We start from the raw sequence: 22,378 nt of genomic DNA on the forward strand, positions 1-22,378 counted from the left end.
GTGGAGATGTATAATTCTCGACTTCGCTCGAACATCTATATTTATTTACAAAGTATTAATTACTTTTCTAATCGCTGTTAAATCTGTCAGCAACTTTTCCAAATAAGCAATATTTAACATATTTGCTCCGTCAGATTTTGCGTTTGTAGGATCAAAATGAGTTTCTATAAACAAACCGTCTACTCCCGCAGCAATTCCGGCCCTAGCAATAGTTCCAATCATATCAGGCCTACCTCCTGTCACTCCACTTGTTTGATTTGGCTGTTGTAATGAATGTGTTACATCTAATACGGTAGGAGCAAATGCTCTCATTTCTGGAATCCCTCTAAAATCTACAATCATATCTTGATATCCAAACATGGTTCCCCTATCGGTAATCCAAGCTTTATCAGAACCTGCATCTTTTACTTTTTGCACTGCGTGTTGCATGGCTCCCGGACTCATAAATTGCCCTTTTTTAAGATTTACTACTTTTCCTGTTTCTGCAGCAGCTACCACTAAATCTGTTTGACGAACCAAAAAAGCAGGAATTTGTAATACATCAACATATTCTGCGGCCATAGCAGCATCAGAAATTTCGTGAATATCTGTTACTGTAGGAACATCAAAAGTTTCTGAAACTTTACGTAAAATTTTTAAAGCTTTTTCATCACCGATTCCTGTAAAACTATCTATTCTAGAACGATTTGCTTTTTTAAAACTCCCTTTAAACACATAAGGAATATTTAATTTATCTGTAATTTCAACTACTTTTTCTGCAATTCTTAATGCCATTTCTTCTCCTTCAATAGCACAAGGTCCTGCCAATAAAAAGAAATTATCGCTATTTGCGTGTTTAATTTTTGGGATTACGTTTAAGTCCATTTTTTTAATGTATTTCGATAGCTCAAAGATAACTATTCTTAAAAGCGCTTCACAATTATTTTTTTGATGAAAATTTTAAAACAAAAAAGCCTCTGTAAAATACAGAGGCTTTTTTTAATATTGTTTACGACTAAAATTTGTATCGCACACCTAAAGCAATTTCTAAAGACAAATCGCTATCACCATTGATGATTCCGATTTCTGGTCTAGTATCTAAAGATAATTGTAAAGGAAACTTAAAGTTGTACTCAATACCAACGTTACCATCAGCATTTACAAAAGTTTCGCTTCCACCAGGATAGTCTACAGAACCAACTCCAGCACCAGCACCAGCAAACCAATTAAATCCTGGAGCTAAACTACTTAAGTCCCAAACCCATTGGTAAAGACCAGTTAATTTGTATGCATCAACGTCATTTTTACTTCTTAATCCTAAATCAAATTGTAATCTGTTAGAATCAGATAATGCTCTTTGATATGAAATCTCGTACCCTAAACCATCATTATCACCCAAACGTAAACCGATTGCATGTTTAGATAAATCTTGAGCTTGAGATGCCAATCCTGCCAATACAAGTCCTACTGTTAAAATTATTTTTTTCATAATCATTCTTTAATTTATTATTATGTTAGTGATATTAAAAATACAAAAAGAAAGTTATGAAACAAGCCACTTTTCTTAATTTTACCTTTAATTCTATTAAACAACTTAGAAACAAGAAGATAACATGAATATACATTTTATTGCGATTGGAGGAAGTGCCATGCACAACTTAGCCATTGCTTTACACAATAAAGGATACAACGTTACAGGAAGCGATGACACTATTTTTGAACCCTCTAAATCTAGGTTGGCTAATAAAGGTTTATTACCCTTAACATTTGGTTGGTACCCCGAAAAAATTAATAAAGACTTAGATGCTGTTATTTTAGGAATGCATGCAAAACCAGATAATACCGAATTGTTAAAAGCCCAAGAACTTGGCCTTAAAATATATTCTTATCCTGAGTTTTTATACGAGCAGTCTAAACAAAAAACAAGAGTTGTAATTGGTGGTTCTCACGGAAAAACAACCATTACCTCTATGATACTTCATGTACTAAACTACCATCAAATTGATGTTGATTATATGGTTGGAGCTCAATTAGAAGGATTCGAAACCATGGTTCATTTAACTGAAGAAAATGAATTTATGGTTTTAGAAGGTGATGAATACTTATCTAGCCCTATTGACAGAAGGCCTAAATTTCATTTATACAAACCTAATATTGCTTTACTTAGCGGAATTGCATGGGATCACATCAATGTTTTTCCAACATTTGAAAACTATGTAGAACAATTTTCAATTTTTACTGACTCTCTTACCCCAGGAGGAATTATGGTTTATAACGAAGAAGATGAACAGGTAAAAAAAGTGGTTGAGAGTTCTGAAAATCAAATTAAAAAATATCCATATTTTACTCCTAAATACAATATAGAAGACGGAACCACTCTTTTAGATACTCCAGAAGGAGATTTACCTTTAGAGATTTTTGGAAAACACAACTTACAAAACTTAGCGGGTGCCAAATGGATTTGTCAACATATGGGGGTAGGTGAAGAAGAGTTTTACGAAGCAATTGAAAGTTTTAAAGGAGCCAGCAAACGTTTAGAAAAAATTGCAGAAAAAAAATCTGCTGTTATCTTTAAAGATTTTGCACATTCACCAAGTAAAGTACAAGCCACAACTACCGCTGTAAAAAACCAATACAAAAACAGAACGGTCTTGGCTTATTTAGAGTTACATACTTACAGTAGTTTAAATGCTGAATTTTTAAAAGAATATGAAGGAGCATTAGACCAGGCCGACAAAGCTGTTGTTTTTTATTCTCCTGATGCAGTTGCCATCAAACAACTTGATGAAGTGTCCGCACAACAAATTAAAGAAGCTTTTAAAAGAGATGATTTAATTATTTACACAAATCCATCTGATTTTAAAAAGTTTTTATTTGAGCAACCTTTTGAAAACTCTGCAACTTTATTAATGAGTTCTGGAAATTACGGAGGTTTAGATTTTGATGAAGTGAAAAACTTAATTTAAAAACAAAAGGCAGATATTGATGAATATCTGCCTTTTTATATTTTCTAAAAAACTTAAAATCTTTTTCCTATTCCTATTCCTATGGAAATGTTAGAAATTCCATCTGCTGCATGATCGTAAAATAAACTTGGAGCCACATCCCAATGATGAGATAAATCTAAATCATATTCCAAACCAACTCTTATTAAGTCTTTTACTTTACCATTTTCAAAAATAACTCCAGGTCCAAACACAAATTCCAAATGTTTTATTGGACTCCATAAAGCATCCACAGTTAACACTAATGGAAATTCTCTATCAATTATTCCTCCATGAAGTTGTTCCGCATCTTTATGAGAAATCAATTCAATATCAGCAAAAATTCCAACACCAAATTTAGGTTTAAACCAATACTCATAATCAAATCCAAAAGAAGGAATTGACAATACGTCTTTGTTCCCTAGCTCAAATCCTAAGTTTAAATAGGAATGACCTAAAACTAAACTAATACGGTTCTTTTTAAACTCTTCATCTTCACTTTCTTGAGACATTACATACTCATTTCCAACAAACAAGCACATCACCCAAAGTATAATTGTTTTCATCTGACAAGTCTTTAGTTTCAAGAAACAAAATTATCAACACTTTTGTTTCTTTTATTTTTAAAAACCGGCTATTTACGAAATCGTATGAAGCAAAAAAAATCAAGAGCCTAAATTACTATTAAACAGCAACTAGACTCTTGATCATAAAAACAAAAAAACTACTCAATTACTATTATTTCCATCCACCTCCTAAAGCTTTGTAAATATTTACAAAAGCATTCATTTGGTCTTTTTTAGTTTCAATCAACTCAAACTTAGACTCTAAAGCATCTCTTTGAGTTAACAGTACCTCCATATAGTCTGCTCTTGCAGATCTAAATAAATTGTTTGATATGTTAATTGATTCAGTAAGTGCTTCTACTTCTTTCTGTTGTAAACCAAAACTACTTTCTAGATTAGATATTTTAGAAAGCTTATTCACCACTTCTATATAAGCATTTAAAATTGTGCGTTCGTAATTATAAACAGCCTGAATTTGTTTTGCATTGGCGTTATAATACTCGGCCTTAATTGCTTTTCTATTGATTAATGGAGCGGTTAAATCACCCCCTATAGAATACAACAAAGATTCTGGGGTACTCAATAAATATTTAGCATTAAAAGCCTGATACCCCACTCCTGCAGAAAGCCCTAAAGAAGGATAAAATCTGGCTTTAGCCACTTTAATATCTAATTTAGCTGCAGCCAATTCAAGTTCTGCTTGTTTAACATCTGGTCTGTTAGCCAATAACTCTGATGGAATTCCTGCATGAATTAAATCAGGAGTTAAATCAACAAAGCCTTGAGCATCTCTTTCAATATTTCCAGCATACCCTCCTACCAAAAATCTAATTTTATTTTCAGCCTCTATGATTTGTTGCTGAATCTGATATTGGATACTTTTTGTACTATAAACTTGTGCTTCAAACCTCTTTACAGCTAGCTCCGTTACTTTAGCAGATTGCTTTTGCAACTTTACAATTTCAAAAGCGTTTGTTTGCAAAGTAATGTTTCTATTTAAAATTTCTAATTGATTGTCTAAAGCCAACAATTCATAATAAGAATTCGCAATTTCTGCAATCAAATTAGTTACCATAAAGTTTTTACCTTCTACAGTTGCTAAATATCTACTTACCGCAGCTTTTTTAGCATTATGCAGCTTGTTCCAAATATCCACTTCCCAAGTAGCATAAGCTCCTACCATAAAATCTGGCAAAAATTCAGGATTTTCTTTACCTCCCTTAAAAGGTGTCGTAGCATCATTAGCTCCTTGGCTAGTATATCTACCAACTTTTTCGGCACCAGCTCCAGCTTGTAAACCTACAAAAGGTAGGTACTCCCCTTTTTTAGCTTGAATTTCATTTCTTGCAATTTCTATTTCTTGAAGCGTAATATTTAATTCCTGATTATTTACTAAAGCCGTATCAATCAACTTTACCAAATATGGATCTTTAAAATAATCTTTCCACTGAACTTTCACCACATTTACAGTATCCTTAACTCCATTAAAAGTTTCTGGCAATGTTGTGTTTTCCGTCTTCTGAACCAAAGCAGGAGTTTTACAAGCTGTAAAACTTAATAGCAATAAAGCTACTCCTGCATATTTATATTTTTTAATCTTATTCATTTTCATGATTTTCTTTAGTTTCATTAAAATCATCTAATTGGTGTACAAAATCTTCAGACAACGAAGTATCATCCTCATCTTTAATTAATTTTCTACCATCTGCTAAATTTCCAAAAATAAAGTACAGTCCTGGAACAATTACTACTCCGAACACAGTTCCAAACAACATACCTCCAAGCGCAGAAGCACCAATAGTACGGTTTCCTATCGCTCCAGCTCCTGAAGCAAGAATCAATGGAATTAATCCCGCAATAAAAGCAAATGACGTCATTAAAATAGGTCTAAAACGTACTTTTGCCCCTTCTATAGCGGCTTCTAAAATTGTAGCTCCTTGATGACGTTTTAACACAGCAAATTCTACGATTAGCACTGCATTTTTACCTAATAGCCCTACCAACATAATCAATCCAATTTGTGCATAAATATCGTTTTCTAGTCCCATTACTTTTAAAAGCACAAAGGATCCTAAAATACCTACAGGTAATGATAAAATTACAGCTAGCGGTATGATAAAACTTTCGTATTGAGCTGCCAAAACAAAATACACAAACACCAATACAATTAAGAAAATATAAAGAGATTCGTTACCTCTATTAGATTCGTCATATGACAAACCTTCCCAAGCAATATCATAATCTTTTGGTAAACTTACTGCTGCTACTTCTTTAATTGCTTCAATTGCATCTGCAGTACTATATCCTTTAGCTGGAAGTCCACGGATAGCTGCGGAATTATACATATTGTATCGAGTAACCTCATTAGGTCCTTGTGTTTTTTTCAACTTCATAAAAGCTGAATAAGGCACCATTTCTCCATGATCATTTTTAACATAAAGTTTTAAAACATCTGATGGAAGTCTTCTGTACTTAGGATCCGATTGAACATACACCTTAAAAAAACGACCAAACTTTACAAAACCTTGTTCATATGTACTACCAATTAAAATATTCAGATTTTCCATGGCTTTCCCTATAGAAACTCCTTTCTGCATTGCTAAATCGTTATTAAACTCCAACTCATATTGTGGATAGTTAGCAGCGAAGAAGGTAAACAAACCAGTTAACTCTTTACGCTTGCTTAAATCATCCATGAATTTTTTATTGATTTTATCAAACTCTTGATAATCTGTAGTGGTTGTTTTATCTAACAAACGCATAGAAAAACCTCCTGAAGAACCAAATCCTGGAATTGCTGGCGGCTCAAAAAATTCGATAATCGCCCCAAGTCCTTTAGACTTTTCTTCTAGCTCTTCCATAATATCTTTTACAGTTCCTTTTCGATCTGACCAAGATTTTAAATTAATTAAACAAGTACCTGCGTTAGACCCACGTCCTTCTGTCATAATTTCATAACCCGCTAAAGAAGAAACAGATTCTACACCATCAACTTCTTCACAAATTTTTTGAAGTTTTTCAGCTACTTCGTTTGTTCTTTCTAAAGTTGCTCCTGGTGGAGTTTGAATAATTGCATAAATAGTCCCTTGGTCTTCACTAGGAATAAATCCAGATGGTAAAATTTTGTTTGCAAAGAAAATACTTACACAAAAAGCTCCTAAAATTCCAAAAGTTAACCAACGTCTACTTACTATTCTTTTTAATACAGCAACATACTTTCCTGTCAACTTATCAAATCCTGCGTTAAACTTATCTAAAGACCTAGTTAACACATTAGATTTTGTTTCTTTTCCGTGCTGATTTTTTAACAACATTGCACACAACACAGGTGTTAATGTTAATGCGATTAATGCAGAAATTACAATTGAACTTGCCATGGTTATAGAAAACTGTCTATAAAAAGTTCCTACTGGCCCAGACATAAATGAAATTGGTAAAAATACCGATACCATTACTGCTGTAATTGCAATGATGGCTCCACTAATTTCACCTAGCACCTTTTTAACCGCTTTATATGGGGTAATATGTGGATCTTCTTCAAACTTAGCATGTACGGCTTCTACCACCACAATGGCATCATCTACCACAATACCAATAGCCAATACCAAAGCAAATAAAGTTACTAGGTTAATAGACAGTCCAAATGCCTGAATAATAAAGAAAGCTCCTACCAAAGATACTGGCACCGCTAAAATTGGAATTAAAGTAGAACGCCAATCACCTAAGAAAATAAACACTACTAAAGCTACTAATATAAAAGCATCTCTAAGAGTATGCACAACTTGCTCTATAGAAGCATCTAAGAATTTAGATACATCATAACTAATTTTATAATCTAACCCAGGAGGAAAAGTAGCTTTCATTTCCTCTAATTTTTCTTTTACAGATTCAATTACATCACTTGCGTTACTTCCATAATTTTGTTTTAATACTATAGCTGCTGATGGATGACCATCTAAGTTTGAGTAAATATCAAAAAACTCACTACCTAACTCAATATTGGCAACATCTTTTAAGTGAATGCTTTCTCCTTCTGCATTTGCACGCAGAATAACGTTTCCGTATTGTTCTGGTTCATTATATCTACCTTTATAAGTAAGCACGTATTCTAAAGATTGTGCTTCAATACCTGAACTTCGACCAATTCTACCAGGACGTCCTACAATACTTTGTTCTTTAAGTGCATCCATCACCTCATCAATAGAAATATTGTAGGCTCTCATACGATCTGGCTTTAACCATACACGCATTGCATACCTACGGCTTCCTAAAATTTGCGATCTTGCAACCCCTTTTATCCTGTTAATTTCAGGGATCATTTTTACGTTAGCATAATTGTATAAAAACTTTTCATCCATGTTTTTATCCTTAGCATATAAGTTAACATACATTAACATACTAGGCTGGATAGGTGTAATTACAACCCCTTCTCGCTGTACCAATTCTGGTAAAAGCGGCATGACTTGATCTACACGAGTTTTTACTCTAATTACAGCTTGGTTTGGATCAGTACCTGGTTCAAAAATAATTCTCAAAGTAGCTTCACCCGCACTGGTTGCATCGGTTGCCATATACCTCATTCCTTGAACCCCATTAATTGAATTCTCTAAGGTAACAAGCGTAGATTTTACCAATACATCTGCACTTGCTCCAGGGTAGGCAATAAAAATATTGACAGTAGTTGGAGCAATTTTTGGAAATTGTGAGATCGGTAATTGCTTAATGGATAAAGTTCCTATAAAAACGATAATAATCGAAATTACAATAGCAAATACTGGTCTATGTATAAATTTATTAAACATATCTTTTTAATTTAAGTTACCTACTCTGCATATAAATTTAAATGTGCGAGTATAGCATCTGGTTTTACGTATTTGGTGTGTATTTCTTGATTTTCTCTAACTAATCGTAAGCCTTCGATAAGAATTTTATCATTTGTAGATAATCCACCAACCACAGCATATAAATGTGGCATTTCTTCTCCAATAGTAATTTCTCTTGACTTGATTACATTGTCTTTATCTAATACATAGACATACTTTTTATCTAAAACCTCAAAAGTTGCTTTTTGAGGGATTAACAAAACATCTTCTAAAGAAATAGTTGATAAAATATTACCAGTTTCACCGTGTCTTAACAATCCTTCTGGATTAGGAAAAGTTGCTCTAAAAGAAATATTTCCTGTTTCATTGTTAAAATCGGCCTCAATGGTTTCCACAACTCCCGTATGGGCAAACACTTTATTATTAGGCATCAAAAGACTTACTTTTATTGGATTGTCTTTTTTAATTTGAGTTTTAAATTCTAGATACTCTGCTTCTGGAACGTTGTAATACACCCACATTTTACTATTATCAGAAAGGCTTGTAAGTAGCTCCCCTTCATCTACCAAACTTCCTGTTCTTACATGGAAACGATCTATTATTCCATCAAAAGGAGCTTTAATTAATGTAAAATCTAAATGCACTTGAGCCAATGCTAATTCTGCTTTTGCTTTGGTTAATTTAGCTTCAGCCATTGCTAACTCGTTAGGAGCCACTACATTCTGATCAGCAAGTTTTTTTGTGTTTTGATATTCAATTTCAGCAAATTTTACTTCTGCTTTTGCACTAGCCAATTCAGCTTCGTATAATTTTGGCATGATTTGAAATAATGGTTGTCCCTTTTTTACAAACTGACCTTCATCTACAAAAATGTTTTCTAAATAACCTCTTTCTTGGGCTCTTAACTCAATATGTTGTATTGAGTGAACTTGACATACATAGTTTTCTACGATTGCTGTATCCTTTTTTATAGGATTCGTTACCAAAAACTCTGTTTCTGCCTCTTCCTTTTCCTTTTTCTTTTTGCAGCTTGTGCTAAATAATAGTACACACAAACTAGCGAGCATAAGAACTCTCTTCATAATTAATTTGTTTTTGTTTTGTATAATAAAAATTGTTGATTTTTTTGAAGATGTGTGTACAACAGCACACTAAGCCCTTTTAACATGTATAAAACTGCTAATGGACAAAACGTAAGAAGTTTAGGCAATGTAAAACACTACCTAATTAATTGTGGGAAATCAAATTCTGATGACTCTAAGTAAGATGTATCTTTTACAAGATATTAAATGAGAAAACTTCTTAATAAAAGAAGCTTGTTGAATATAATCAATGATAAAATCACAAGTAGAAATAGCGTTCTTTTTTTCAAAATAAGAACTTGCAGAAGTAGTCTTTTTTAATGAGCTAATCTCATCGTCTTCACTATCTGTGATTTCAATTTCGCAATTGATTTTTTCAAAATGAAACAAACCAGACTTAGTAATATAAGTTTTAACATCAGAAGTATTATAACTTACATGTTCTGTTTGTATAAAATCATCATTAGAATTATTTATATCAGCATTCGCACCAGACTTATAGGTAATAAGCTGGCTAAATCCACTTAAAAGGACTATGCTTAATAATAAATATTTAATAAATAATTTCTTCATTTCGAGGCGAAATTACACAAAGTCAGTAATTGAAACAAATATTACATCAATAAAAAAACATCAATTAAAATCTTTAAACACCTATATTCAAGATATTTAACAAAAACCATTTAGTTTTCTCTATACACATTAATGATAATATCACTGTTTTAAAACTTGTATAACTACTATTATACCAAACCGTTTAAAATCATCATAAAAATAATATCATTTAAAGCAAAACATAAAGTTTTACGAATATGCTAAGAATTAATATATTAAAATTCGACTTTATTAAGTTGAAATATTATATTTGCAGACTTACACAAAAAATACGTAGAGAAAATACATATAAAAAATGCAAAACAAAGGACTTATCAGACTATTTGCCATCCTTTTCGGATTAGTGAGTTTGTACTCTTTATCTTTTACTTTTTTCGCAAATAAAGTAGAAAAAGAAGCGCTTACTTACGCAACAGCAAATGCAAAAGAAAACGACGGAAGAGAAATTGCTAAATTAGAAAAGAAATATCTAGACTCTGTAGCTAACATACCTGGAGTATTAGGTTTTGGAGATTTCACTTACAACGACATTAAAGACAAAGAAATTAACTTAGGTCTTGATTTAAAAGGTGGAATTAACGCAACTTTACAAGTTTCTGTTAAAGACATTTTAATTGGATTGTCTAACGACTCTAAAAACCCGATTTTTAACCAAGCTTTAGAAGCAGCTACTGCTGCTCAAAAAAACTCATCAAGTAGTTATTTTGAATTGTTTTACCAAGAGTTTGAAAAAATTGCTGGTGATACTAAATTAAGTGACCCATCTATTTTTGGAACTAAAAACTTAAGAGAAAAAATTACTTTTAACACTACTAATGCTGAGGCTAAAGATATTTTAGCAGGTGAAATTGATGCTTCTATTTCTACAGCATTCCAAGTATTACGTTCTCGTATTGATAAGTTTGGAGTAACTCAACCTAACATCCAAAGAATTGGTACTTCTGGAAGAATTTTAATTGAATTACCTGGAGCTAAAGATGTAGAGCGTGTTAAGAAATTATTACAGTCTACTGCAGAATTACAATTTTGGGAAGTATATACTGGACAAGAATTGGTTCAATTCTTAGTTGCTGCAAACCAAAAAGTATCTGAAATTATAGCTGCTGAAACTCCAAAAGAAAAATCAGAAGTTAAAAAAGATGCATCTGCTGATGACTCTATTGATGCTTTATTAGGAGAAGCAAAAACGGAAAACGATTCAATTTCTGCTAACAACAAAACAAGTTTATTTAGCTTTTTACAACCAACTGGTCAAGCTTCATCTGTAATTGGATACGCTGCTGTTAAAGATACTGCTAAAGTAAACGAGTACTTAAATAACAAACAAGTTAGAGCTTTATTAACTGGTGAATATAAGTATGCTAAGTTCTTATGGGATGCAAAAGCTACTAATGATGTTTTACCATTATACGCTATTAAATCTAACAGAACAGATAAAGCACCTATTGAAGGAGATGTTATTTCTGATGCTAGTCAACAATTTGATCAATTAGGTTCTCACCCTGAAGTTAGCATGACTATGAACGGAAATGGATCTAAATTATGGGCTAAAATGACTGCAGAAAACAAAGGTAAATTTGTAGCTGTAGTATTAGATAACTACGTGTACACTGCACCAAGAGTTAACGATGCTATTACAGGAGGTAGAACATCTATTTCTGGAAACTTTACTATTGAAGAAGCTACAGATTTAGCAAACGTTTTAAAAGCTGGTAAATTACCTGCTGCTGCTCACATTATTCAATCAGAAGTTGTAGGGCCATCATTAGGACAAGAGGCTATTAATGCATCATTAATCTCATTCGCACTTGCTATTGTATTGGTGTTAGGATGGATGATTTTATATTATGGAAAAGCAGGATGGTTTGCTGATGTTGCTTTGTTAGTAAACATTTTATTCATCTTTGGAATTTTAACTTCTTTTGGAGCGGTGTTAACATTACCTGGTATTGCCGGGATTATTTTAACCATTGGTATGTCTGTAGATGCTAACGTAATTATTTTCGAAAGCATTAAAGAAAACTTAAGATCTGGTAAAGGAATTACTGCGGCTATTGATGGAGGATTTAGTATTAAAGGAGCATTGTCTGCTATTATTGATGCTAACATTACTACACTTTTAACTGGTGGTATTTTATATGTATTTGGAACAGGACCTATTCAAGGATTTGCTTTTACTTTAATCGTAGGTATTTTAACCTCTTTATTTACAGCAATTTTTATTACTAGATTGTTATTAGATGCTGCTACAACTAAAGGAAAAACTTTAGCTTTTAGCACTCCAACTACTAAAAAATGGTTTACAGGAATTGAAATTGAGTTTTTACAAAAACGTAAAAAAGCATATATCTTATCTGCAATCATCATACTTATTGGTCTTGGTTCTTTATTTACGAACGGATTAAACTACGGAGTTGATTTTGTTGGAGGTAGAACTTACACTGTTCGTTTTGACGAAACAGTAAAATCTAATGAAGTAGCTGCTTCTTTAAAAGAAGTATTTGGATCTGCTCCAGAAGTAAAAACATACGGAAACAACAATCAATTAAAAATAACTACTAAGTATTTAATTGATGAAGAAGGTGCTGCTACCGATACAAAAGTTGAAACAGCTTTATATAACGGTTTAAAACCTTACTTACCTGAAGGAACTTCTATGGAGGACTTTAAAGGTGGGTTTACAGGACAAACTATTGGTATTTTATCTTATGCTAAGGTAGAACCAACCATTGCTGATGATATTAAAGAAGCTGCCGGATGGGCTATTATTGGATCCTTATTAGGAGTATTCTTATACATCTTATTAAGATTTAAAAAGTGGGAATACTCATTAGGAGCTGTTGCAGCAGTTTTCCATGATGTATTGGTTGTATTATCAGTATTCTCTATTACCTATAAGTTAATGCCATTTGATATGGAAATTGACCAAGCGTTTATTGCTGCTATCTTAACGGTAGTTGGATATTCATTAAACGATACGGTGGTAATTTTTGATAAAATTAGAGAGTTTACAGAAACTCATACCAAGTGGTCTATGAACGATGTTGTAAACAAAGGATTAAGTTCTACTTTAGGACGTACCATCAACACTTCTATCACTACATTAGTTGTATTAATTGCCATCTTCTTATTTGGAGGAGATAGTATTAAAGGATTTATGTTTGCTTTAATTATTGGAGTTGTAGTAGGTACTTACTCTTCATTATTTATCGCATCACCAATTATGTATGATGCAGTAAACAAAAAATCTTCAAAAAAATAAGACACTTATTTTTATAATATTTTAAACCGTTCTATTTTTAGAACGGTTTTTTTTATCAATACAACTTTCAAATGTTACAAATTCACGATAAAGTATTCGAGCCTTATATAACAAAGCAAAAACTTTCTAACGCAGTAGAATCAATAGCCAATAAAATTGCTTTAGATTGTAAAAATGAAACGCCCCTATTTTTAGGAGTTTTAAATGGATCGTTTATGTTTTGCAGTGACTTATTAAAAGCATACAAGACACCTTGTGAAATTAGCTTCATCAAATTAGCATCCTATCAACAAACAAAATCTACAGGAAAAGTAAACCAATTAATAGGTTTAAACGAAGATTTAACCAACAGAACGGTAATTGTGGTAGAAGACATTATTGACACTGGAAACACCTTAGAAAAAATAGTAGCATTACTAAAACAAACCTCAGCAAAAGAAGTTAAAATTGCCACACTTTTCTTAAAACCAACTGTTTATAACAAAGACATTAAAATAGATTATACTGGACTAGAAATTCCAAATCGTTTTATTTTAGGATATGGAATGGACTATGACGGATTGGGTAGAAATCTTGATGAAGTATATGTTTTAAAAGACTAATACAAGTTTCGTTATTCTTTTTTCAACAATTCAACGGATATCCGTACATTTGCTTTCTTTATTAAACTAATATTATTTTCTGATATACAGGAATTTAAAAAAATCTAGATGAAAAACATTGTTTTATTTGGCCCTCCGGGAGCAGGAAAAGGAACTCAAGCAGAAGTTTTAAAAGATAAATACAATTTGGTTCACATTTCTACAGGAGATGTTTTCCGTTTTAACATGAAAAATGATACTGAATTAGGAGTATTAGCTAAGTCTTATATTGAAAAAGGACAATTGGTTCCTGATGAAGTAACCATCAACATGTTAGAGGCTGAAGTTGAAAAAAATCCACAAGCAAACGGATTTATTTTTGATGGTTTTCCTAGAACAGAATCTCAAGCAGAGGCATTAGATGCTTTCTTATCTAAGAAAAATGCTGGAATAAATGGAATGATTGCTTTAGAGGTAAACGAAGAAGAATTAAAATCTCGTTTAACCGAAAGAGCAAAAACTAGTGGTCGTGCTGATGATGCTGACCCTGTTGTGATTCAAAAAAGAATTGACACTTACAACGCTGAAACAGCTCCTGTAAAAGACTATTACGAAAAACAAAACAAATATTACGGAATCAACGGTGTTGGTTCTATTGAAGGAATTACTGGGTTAATCTCTAACGTAGTAGATTCTTTATAACAAATTAAGGCTTTTAGCCAATAGCACATGGCTATAAGCGTTTACTTGTAAATGCTTATAGCTTTTTATTTTATTATTCATTAGCTAAAGGTATTTAGGCCAATAGCCAATTGCTACAATCATGACTGACGGGAATTTTATAGATTATATTAAAATATACGCTGCTTCTGGAAAAGGAGGACAAGGATCAATGCACTTACACAGAGAAAAGTTTATTGAAAAAGGTGGTCCTGATGGAGGTGATGGTGGACGTGGTGGACACGTTATTTTACGTGGAAACAAAGACATGTGGACACTACACCATTTGCGATTTTTAAAACACAGTAGAGCTGGTCATGGAGGTGCTGGAGGAGCAAGTAGAAGTACTGGTGCAGACGGTGAAGACAAATATTTAGAAGTGCCATTAGGTACTATTGTTCGTAATGCAGACACGCAAGAAATTATGTTTGAAATTACCACTCATGGTGAAGAAGTAATTTTGTGCGAAGGTGGTAAAGGAGGTTTAGGAAACTGGCACTTTAAAAGCGCGACCAATCAAACTCCAAGATATGCACAACCCGGTATGCCTATTGTTGATGGTTGGTTTCAAATAGAATTAAAAATATTAGCCGATGTTGGTTTGGTAGGGTTTCCAAACGCAGGTAAATCAACTTTACTTTCGGTAGTAACTGCTGCAAAACCAAAAATTGCAGATTATGCTTTTACAACTTTAAAACCTAATGTTGGAATTGTTGGATATAGAAATTACCAAAGTTTTGTAATGGCTGATATTCCTGGTATTATTGAAGGTGCCAACGAAGGAAAAGGTTTAGGTCATTATTTTTTACGTCATATTGAACGTAATTCTACTTTGTTATTTATGATTCCTGCTGATTCTGATGACATTAGAACAGATTATAAAATTCTTTTAAACGAATTAGAACTACACAATCCAGAATTACTTCATAAAGACCGATTACTAGCAATAACTAAGTCAGACATGCTAGATGAGGAATTAAAAGCAGAAATGGAACAGGAGCTTCCTGAAGGTGTTAAAACACTTTTTATTTCATCAATAGCAAACATTGGTATTACAGAATTAAAAGATGAACTTTGGAAAATGTTAAATAAAGAAGCATAAACTTTGTTACATCAAACTAAAAAGGTCGATTTAGAAATTTCTAAATCGACCTTTTTACAAACATGATTTTGATAAAATTCTAAATTTCTTCCAAATTGATGTGTTATTTTGCAATATGAAAATCCTAATCATAGAAGACGAAATAGAACTGGCTAAAGATATTATGAATTATCTTTCTAGCGAACAGTACCTATGTGAGTGGGTTACAAACTACAACAATGCTATAGAAAAAATATTTACTCATGAGTATGATTGTATTCTGTTAGATTTAATGTTACCTGGAGGCAATGGAATCTCTATACTTGAAACGTTAAAACAACAAAGAAAGCAAGAAGGAGTAATTATTATCTCGGCAAAAAACTCTCTAGAAGACAAAATTAAAGGGTTAAAATTAGGAGCTGATGATTATTTAGCCAAGCCTTTCCATCAAGCGGAATTGGCTGCAAGAATTGAATCTTTAATCAGAAGGAAGCAATTTGACAGCAACAATATCATCACCCAAAAAGAATTATCTATAGATATTCATTCTAAAACAGTTACAGTAAACAATCAACTTGTTAATCTTACCAAAAAGGAATTTGACCTTTTGTTATTTTTTATCGGAAATAAAAACAAAGTACTGTCAAAAAGCACATTAGCAGAACATTTATCTGGTGATTTTGCAGATATGTTTGACAATCACGATTTTGTGTATGCTCATGTAAAAAACCTAAAAAGAAAATTAAAAGAAAGTAACTGCAACGATTATCTTAAAACAATTTACGGAACAGGTTATAAATGGGAACAATGACAAAATTACTAAACAGGCCTCTTAAAGCCTTTACTATTTATTCATTAATAATCTTAATTATTAGCATTCCAGTATATGTGTTAGTAGTAGATCGTATTTGGGTTGAAGAACTTGATGAAAACAACTGGTTAACCTTAGAACACACCAAAAAAAGACTAAAAGCAAAGGCATTTACTAGAAAAGATATTGAAAAAATCAATCAAATTTGGGGTGAGCTACAGCCTGGTGTTTCAATTATAAAAAGTAATGATAAAGAAAAATTTAAAGACAGTGTTTACGAAGTAATTAGACCAAATTCTTATGATTTAGATGATGGAGAAGATCGCTTTAGAGGATTAAAATCATACTTAAACATTAATGGAGAACCTTATGAAATTACCATTGAAACCAATGTTGAAGAAGCTGACCAAACATTAATAGCAATAGCATTGGTTACTTTATGTTTCTTTTTATTGTTAATTATTGGTTTTATATTACTCAACCGAAAAATCGCCATCAATAGCTGGAAACCTTTTTACAAAACATTACAATCTTTAAAACTATTTGACATTACTAAAGACACCAGTATTAAATTGGTTAAAACGGACATTCAAGAGTTTCAAGAACTAAATTATTCATTAGAAAAATTAGTAAAAAACAATAGTAACGCCTATCAACAGCAAAAGTTATTTATAGAAAATGCCTCACATGAACTGCAAACTCCCATTGCATTATTAAAATCTAAATTAGATTTGCTAATTCAAGAAAAAGAAGTTACTCCTAAAATAGCTGAAATAATCAATAACATAGAAATACCATTATCTAGGTTGTCTAGAATTAATAAAAATTTATTGATTCTTGCCAAAGTAGAAAATCGACAATACAATGAATTAGAGAGTTTACATGTTGACCATTTTATCAATACCTCTTTTTTATTGTTAAGTGATTACATCAATAGCAAAAACATAACTGTAACTCAAAATATCAAAAACACTATTGAAGTACAGGCAAATTATTTTTTGCTAGAAACACTAATCAACAACTTATTATCTAACGCTATTAGGCATACACTTGTTGATGGAGAAATTAAAATAAAACTAGAAAACAATACACTGTTTATTAGCAACTCAGGAAAAACTGCTTTACATAAAGAACAGTTATTTGAGCGTTTTTCTAGCTTGTCTCAAGAAAAATCAAGTAGTGGATTAGGGCTTGCTATTATTAAAGAGATTGTAAACAAATACAAATGGAGCATTAATTATCATTATCAAAACGGATTCCATACATTTTATATTCAATTCTAAAAAATTCTAAATTTCTTCTAATTTGAATTAGACATTTGTCTTGTAAATAATTTTACCAAAAAGTATCAAATGAAAAAAATAAAATCAATAATAGCGTTGTGTTTAATGCTATTGTCTGTGAGCTTAATGGCTCAGAAATCATCTGTAAACATCTCTGGAAGTATAAAAAATAAAGTTTCAGGAGAAACACTCCCTTTTGTAAGCGTTTCTTTAAAAACGCCTCTGCAAGAAAAACTTATAAACGGAACTATTTCTGACGAGAATGGTTTATTTGTTCTTAAAAATATAAAACCTGGAGACTATATTTTAGAAGTAAGTTATGTAGGATATCAAAAATATTCATCACCGTTATTTATTGGTTCAAAATCTGAGTTTATCAATATTGGTGTTGTCAATATCAAAGAAAACATAGAGCAATTAAATCAAGTTGAGTTAACCACAAGACGAAATGCCGTTAATAGTGCTATGGATAAAAAAACATATGCTTTAGACAACAATGTAAGTCAAAGCGGAGGAAGCGTATTACAATCTATGAGTAATTTACCTGGAATTACTACACAAGATGGTCAAGTTCAGTTAAGAGGTAACCCAAAAGTAATGGTGTTGATTGATGGAAAACAAACAGCTATTACAGGCTTTGGAAATCAAAATGGATTAGACAACATTCCTGCTTCTGCTGTTGATAAAATTGAAATTATCAACAATCCATCAGCCAAATACGATGCAAATGGAAATGCAGGAATCATTAACATTAAACTTAAAAAAGAAGACAAAACAGGGTTTAACGGAAAGGTTGGTTTGTCTACTGGATTGGGAGCTTTATGGGTGCGTAAAGAAAATTTACCCGGAATTAGACCACAATACCAAGCAACACCTAAAATAAATCCATCGGTATTATTAAACTACAGAAAAGAAAAAGTTAATTTCTTTTTACAAGCAGACAATCTTTATACAGAAACACTAAACAAAAATGAATTTGTTACCAGAACTTATACTGATGGTAGTATTATAAATCAACAAACAAAAAGAAACAGAAACACTAATTTTTTCAATTCTAAATTTGGAGTAGATTGGTTTATGGATGATTTTAATACGCTAACCATATCGGGGCTTTATAGTCAAGAAGCTATTAAAGATTATGGAGATCAACCTTTTTTTGATGGTAATACAAATCAAAGCACAAGACTTTGGCAATTTTTAGAAGATGAAGTATTAACCGCTGCAATGGCTTCTGTTGTCTATGAGCATAAATATCAACAACCAGGTCACAAATTAAATGTTGGGGTTAATTATACGTTTGACAGAGAAGATGAAAAATACTTTTTTGACAATACAGTTCCAGGAAATTATCAAGAAAAAGAGTCCTTCTTTTTAATTGCTGATCAAAAAGTATTAGATGTAAATATTGATTATACAAAACCTTTAAAACATGGTCTTTTAGAAACTGGAATTAAATTTAGACGTAGAGAAATCCCTACCAATATGCAATTCAACCCATCGGCAAACAATTCTGTATTAGATACTGGAGCAGATGGAAAAGCAACCTATAAAGAAATTATTCCTGCAGTTTACGGAAACTTACTTTATGAGGTAAAAAAGTTTGAAGCAGAAGTTGGATTAAGAATAGAATATATGGATTTAAACTATGATGTAGACCCAAATCATAACACTTATAAAAGTGATGGATATCATTATTTTCAACCATTTCCAAACGCTCGAATTTCTTATAAAATGGACAATCGTAGTAAAATATCTGCTTTTTACAACAGAAGAGTTGATAGACCTGACGAGGGAGATATTAGAATTTTTCCAAAATACGATGATGCAGAAATTATCAAAGTTGGGAATCCTGCTTTAAATCCACAGTTTACTAATAGTTTTGAATTGGGATATAAAAACAATTGGAACAGAGGATATTTTTATGGAGCTACCTATCATAAAATTTCGGAAGGAACTATTTCAAGAGTAGCCACTACTATTAACAATGGAACGCTTATTTATAACACTTCACAAAACATAGGAAAAAGCTACAACACAGGTATTGAAGTTGTGATTAGCCAAGAGTTTAGCAATAAAATAAATATGAATTTAAACTTAAACGGTTATTATAATAAAATAGATGCTTTTACTATTTCTAATTTATACCCAAGTCCTCATACCTTTACTTCAGAAGAGCAAGATGTGTATTCTGGAAACATTAAATGGAATACAAATTATAAGTTCTTAAAAAACACCAATGCACAAATCACCGCTATTTATTTAGCTCCGGACATTATTCCACAAGGAACTATTGATGCTAGATTTTCTTTAGACTTTGGAGTAAAAACTACCATTCAAAAAGGAAAAGGAGAATTGTTTTTTAACGCTACAGATTTGTTAAACACCATGGTTATCCGTCAAAAAATTACAGGAAGCAATTTTAACTACACCAGTGATAATTATTACGAAACACAAGTATTAAGATTAGGATACAGTTATAAATTTTAGATTTACTATTTATTTTATTAAAAAAGCTCAAGATTCAATTGAACCTTGAGCTTTTTATTTAATTTTTTGTGTGTGATATCTTATAAATTAATCCCTACAAAAACCTGGTATAAAGTATTAAATTCATCAGCATCTTTATAAGCACTACTTAATCCATGGTAATATCTTACACCTAAAGTAATTCCTGGATTAATGGCAAATCCAATACCTCCGTTTATCCCCCAATCAAAAGTATTAGGTTCGGTAGTTTTTGTTGAAGTACCAAATACAAAATCTGTTTCTTCTTTTTTATTGATATTTACTCCTATTTGAGGTCCTAACTCAACATACAAAGGTTTAAAAATATAACCTTTAAACATTAAAGGTATTTGGATATAATCCATTTTTACAGTTTTTGATGCACTGTCTTTAAACCCTAACTGAGAATAAACCAACTCTGGCTGAAAAGAAACATTCTCACTTATTTCATGTTCTCCATAAATACCTATATGGAATCCATTTCTATTGTCTGCATCTCCATTTCTTAACGAAGAAAGGTTATAACCTGCCTTAATACCAAAATAAGATTCTTTTTCTTGAGAAAAAGCAATCACCGAAAACAGCATTGCTATTACTAAAAATTTAAATTTCATAATTTTCGTTTTTTTATGTTATTACATATGATAATATACAAAAAACGCTCCAAAGTGTAATTTATTTTTCTATCGGAACCACAATATGAACTGTTGTCCCTTGATTTAACTCCGAAGAAATCCTTAATTCTCCACCAATATAGTTTACTCTTTCCTTCATAAACCTCAACCCGTTTCCAGTTCCTTTAAACGTATCTGTTAACTTAGGATTAAAGCCTTTACCATCGTCTTCTACTTTAATTTTCAGGTAAGAATCTGTATGATCTAAAGTGATTAAAATATATTCCGATTCAGAATATTTTAACGCATTGTTAACTGCTTCTTGAACCACTCTATAAATATTTACCTCTACGTTATTATCTAAACGTTTATCAAACTCAGAAATATTTTCGTACAACACATTGTGGCCTGTAAAATTACCAACCATACTACTCATCTTACGAATGGCCGAAGCCACTCCATGATCTGTTAATTCTGGCGGAGCTAAACTAAAGGTAACCGCTCTTACATCTTTAATTAACTGCCCAAAAACCTCTTTTACAGAATGTAAACTTTCTTCTGCTTTATCTTTGTTAGAAAAATCAATTCCATCAATGCTAAAACGCAAAGCTGTTAACATCTGCCCTATTCCATCGTGGATATCTTTTGCAATACGTTTACGCTCATCTTCTTGAGCTGTCATAATTTGTTGTGATAAATCTTTTTGAGATTGTACCTCTGCAACAAACTTGTTTCTATTTACACGCTGCATTTCCATTCCCGCATGTTTACGTTTGGTAATATCGTGACAAACGATTAATCTACGATGAGAGTTTTTAAGATTATCCATATTAATAATAGACATTTCAATCCAAAAAATTTCACCTTTATGATTGGTTAATCTTAATTCTTTATTTACCAATTCTCCTGTAGCTGTGCTTAATATTTTTCTTATTTTATGATGCTGATTATGCTTATAAGTAAGTACTTCTTCAAACTTTCTAAAAGTTAAATCTTCATTATGCCCTAAATATTCCTCAAACTTTTTACTGATGTAGGCAATTCTATTTTCATCCGTAATGGTGGCATATAAAACTGCATTATTCACCGCAAAATTTAACTCCCTAAATCTTAATAAAGTATTTTCTCTTGAAGACAGTGGCCTATCACTAGTGTGAATATTGTTTTTAATTGCCAACAAATCTGTAATTAAATCTAGATAAGTGATATAAGTTGGTCTAATCAATTTAAATAAAATCCACCCTAAATAGCCTAGAACAAAAACGGATAATAAACCTAAACTAATCTTTAAGTCCTTAATATCTTCTTGTGTCATTAGAACAGTATTTTCTTCGGACAGTTGATTTTGAATGATGTAACTCATCACAATCACTATCGTAAAAAGCAAAAAGAATGCTCCCGATATTTTAGATCTTCTTCTTTGTAAAAGTGACCTTTCTCTGTCTGATAAATACGTATCTAATAACCCCATG

General features: G+C 31.8%; 17 protein-coding genes. 8 read left to right on the top strand and 9 right to left on the bottom strand.

The features are described from left to right. Positions 1 to 45: 45 nt before the first annotated feature. Together kdsA and AXE80_RS12845 are read right to left on the bottom strand one after the other, a co-directional pair. Positions 46 to 864, bottom strand: coding sequence for a 3-deoxy-8-phosphooctulonate synthase (gene kdsA, locus AXE80_RS12840; RefSeq protein WP_068828002.1), 819 nt, complete (start codon positions 862 to 864; stop codon positions 46 to 48). A 130-nt stretch (positions 865 to 994) separates the two neighbouring features. Beyond that, positions 995 to 1,468, bottom strand: a complete 474-nt coding sequence (locus AXE80_RS12845) for a hypothetical protein (RefSeq protein WP_068828910.1) — start codon at positions 1,466 to 1,468, stop codon at positions 995 to 997. A gap of 124 nt (positions 1,469 to 1,592) precedes the next feature. On the opposite strand from AXE80_RS12845, the gene AXE80_RS12850 reads away from it, so the two are divergent. Continuing rightward, positions 1,593 to 2,945: a UDP-N-acetylmuramate--L-alanine ligase gene (locus tag AXE80_RS12850; RefSeq protein ID WP_068828004.1), complete on the top strand. Its 1,353-nt coding sequence runs from the start codon at positions 1,593 to 1,595 to the stop codon at positions 2,943 to 2,945. A 53-nt stretch (positions 2,946 to 2,998) separates the two neighbouring features. Here AXE80_RS12850 and AXE80_RS12855 read toward each other — a convergent pair whose 3' ends face one another. The 5 genes from AXE80_RS12855 to AXE80_RS12875 all read right to left on the bottom strand — a co-directional run bounded on the left by AXE80_RS12855 (position 2,999) and on the right by AXE80_RS12875 (position 10,007). Continuing rightward, entirely contained in the window at positions 2,999 to 3,529 is a 531-nt protein-coding gene (locus tag AXE80_RS12855) for a hypothetical protein (protein WP_068828006.1), read from the bottom strand. Between the two features lie 172 nt (positions 3,530 to 3,701). Further along, positions 3,702 to 5,135, bottom strand: coding sequence for a TolC family protein (locus AXE80_RS12860; RefSeq protein WP_068828912.1), 1,434 nt, complete (start codon positions 5,133 to 5,135; stop codon positions 3,702 to 3,704). Then, positions 5,128 to 8,331, bottom strand: coding sequence for an efflux RND transporter permease subunit (locus AXE80_RS12865; protein WP_068828008.1), 3,204 nt, complete (start codon positions 8,329 to 8,331; stop codon positions 5,128 to 5,130). Before AXE80_RS12865 ends, AXE80_RS12860 begins: the two co-directional genes overlap by 8 nt. 20 nt (positions 8,332 to 8,351) lie before the next feature. Next, positions 8,352 to 9,434, bottom strand: coding sequence for an efflux RND transporter periplasmic adaptor subunit (locus AXE80_RS12870; RefSeq protein ID WP_068828010.1), 1,083 nt, complete (start codon positions 9,432 to 9,434; stop codon positions 8,352 to 8,354). 159 nt (positions 9,435 to 9,593) lie between these two features. After that, complete coding sequence (locus tag AXE80_RS12875; RefSeq protein ID WP_068828012.1) at positions 9,594 to 10,007, bottom strand: hypothetical protein; 414 nt, start codon at positions 10,005 to 10,007, stop codon at positions 9,594 to 9,596. Between the two features lie 337 nt (positions 10,008 to 10,344). Between AXE80_RS12875 and secDF the strand changes: the two genes are divergently transcribed. The 7 genes from secDF (at position 10,345) to AXE80_RS12910 (ending at position 20,274) form a co-directional block, all read left to right on the top strand. Further along, positions 10,345 to 13,311 carry a protein translocase subunit SecDF gene (gene secDF, locus AXE80_RS12880; RefSeq protein ID WP_068828014.1) on the top strand — a complete coding sequence of 989 codons (2,967 nt, stop codon included), beginning with the start codon at positions 10,345 to 10,347 and terminating at the stop codon, positions 13,309 to 13,311. A gap of 71 nt (positions 13,312 to 13,382) precedes the next feature. Further along, positions 13,383 to 13,913: a hypoxanthine phosphoribosyltransferase gene (hpt, locus tag AXE80_RS12885; protein WP_068828016.1), complete on the top strand. Its 531-nt coding sequence runs from the start codon at positions 13,383 to 13,385 to the stop codon at positions 13,911 to 13,913. A gap of 108 nt (positions 13,914 to 14,021) precedes the next feature. Next, positions 14,022 to 14,594: an adenylate kinase gene (locus AXE80_RS12890; protein WP_068828018.1), complete on the top strand. Its 573-nt coding sequence runs from the start codon at positions 14,022 to 14,024 to the stop codon at positions 14,592 to 14,594. Positions 14,595 to 14,715: 121 nt separating this feature from the next. Further along, positions 14,716 to 15,714: a GTPase ObgE gene (gene obgE, locus AXE80_RS12895; RefSeq protein ID WP_068828020.1), complete on the top strand. Its 999-nt coding sequence runs from the start codon at positions 14,716 to 14,718 to the stop codon at positions 15,712 to 15,714. 115 nt (positions 15,715 to 15,829) lie between these two features. Next, positions 15,830 to 16,504, top strand: coding sequence for a response regulator transcription factor (locus tag AXE80_RS12900; RefSeq protein ID WP_068828022.1), 675 nt, complete (start codon positions 15,830 to 15,832; stop codon positions 16,502 to 16,504). Next, on the top strand, positions 16,501 to 17,787 hold the full coding sequence (locus AXE80_RS12905) for a sensor histidine kinase (protein ID WP_068828024.1): 1,287 nt from the start codon (positions 16,501 to 16,503) through the stop codon (positions 17,785 to 17,787). The genes AXE80_RS12900 and AXE80_RS12905 overlap by 4 nt, the downstream gene beginning before the upstream one ends. Before the next feature lie 69 nt (positions 17,788 to 17,856). Further along, positions 17,857 to 20,274: a TonB-dependent receptor gene (locus tag AXE80_RS12910; RefSeq protein ID WP_068828026.1), complete on the top strand. Its 2,418-nt coding sequence runs from the start codon at positions 17,857 to 17,859 to the stop codon at positions 20,272 to 20,274. A gap of 80 nt (positions 20,275 to 20,354) precedes the next feature. Here AXE80_RS12910 and AXE80_RS12915 read toward each other — a convergent pair whose 3' ends face one another. Together AXE80_RS12915 and AXE80_RS12920 are read right to left on the bottom strand one after the other, a co-directional pair. Next, entirely contained in the window at positions 20,355 to 20,906 is a 552-nt protein-coding gene (locus AXE80_RS12915) for a porin family protein (protein WP_068828028.1), read from the bottom strand. A gap of 61 nt (positions 20,907 to 20,967) precedes the next feature. Next, complete coding sequence (locus tag AXE80_RS12920; protein WP_083194674.1) at positions 20,968 to 22,377, bottom strand: PAS domain-containing sensor histidine kinase; 1,410 nt, start codon at positions 22,375 to 22,377, stop codon at positions 20,968 to 20,970. Position 22,378 lies beyond the last annotated feature (1 nt).

This window comes from Wenyingzhuangia fucanilytica (assembly GCF_001697185.1).
Classification (GTDB): Bacteria; Bacteroidota; Bacteroidia; order Flavobacteriales; family Flavobacteriaceae; genus Wenyingzhuangia; species Wenyingzhuangia fucanilytica.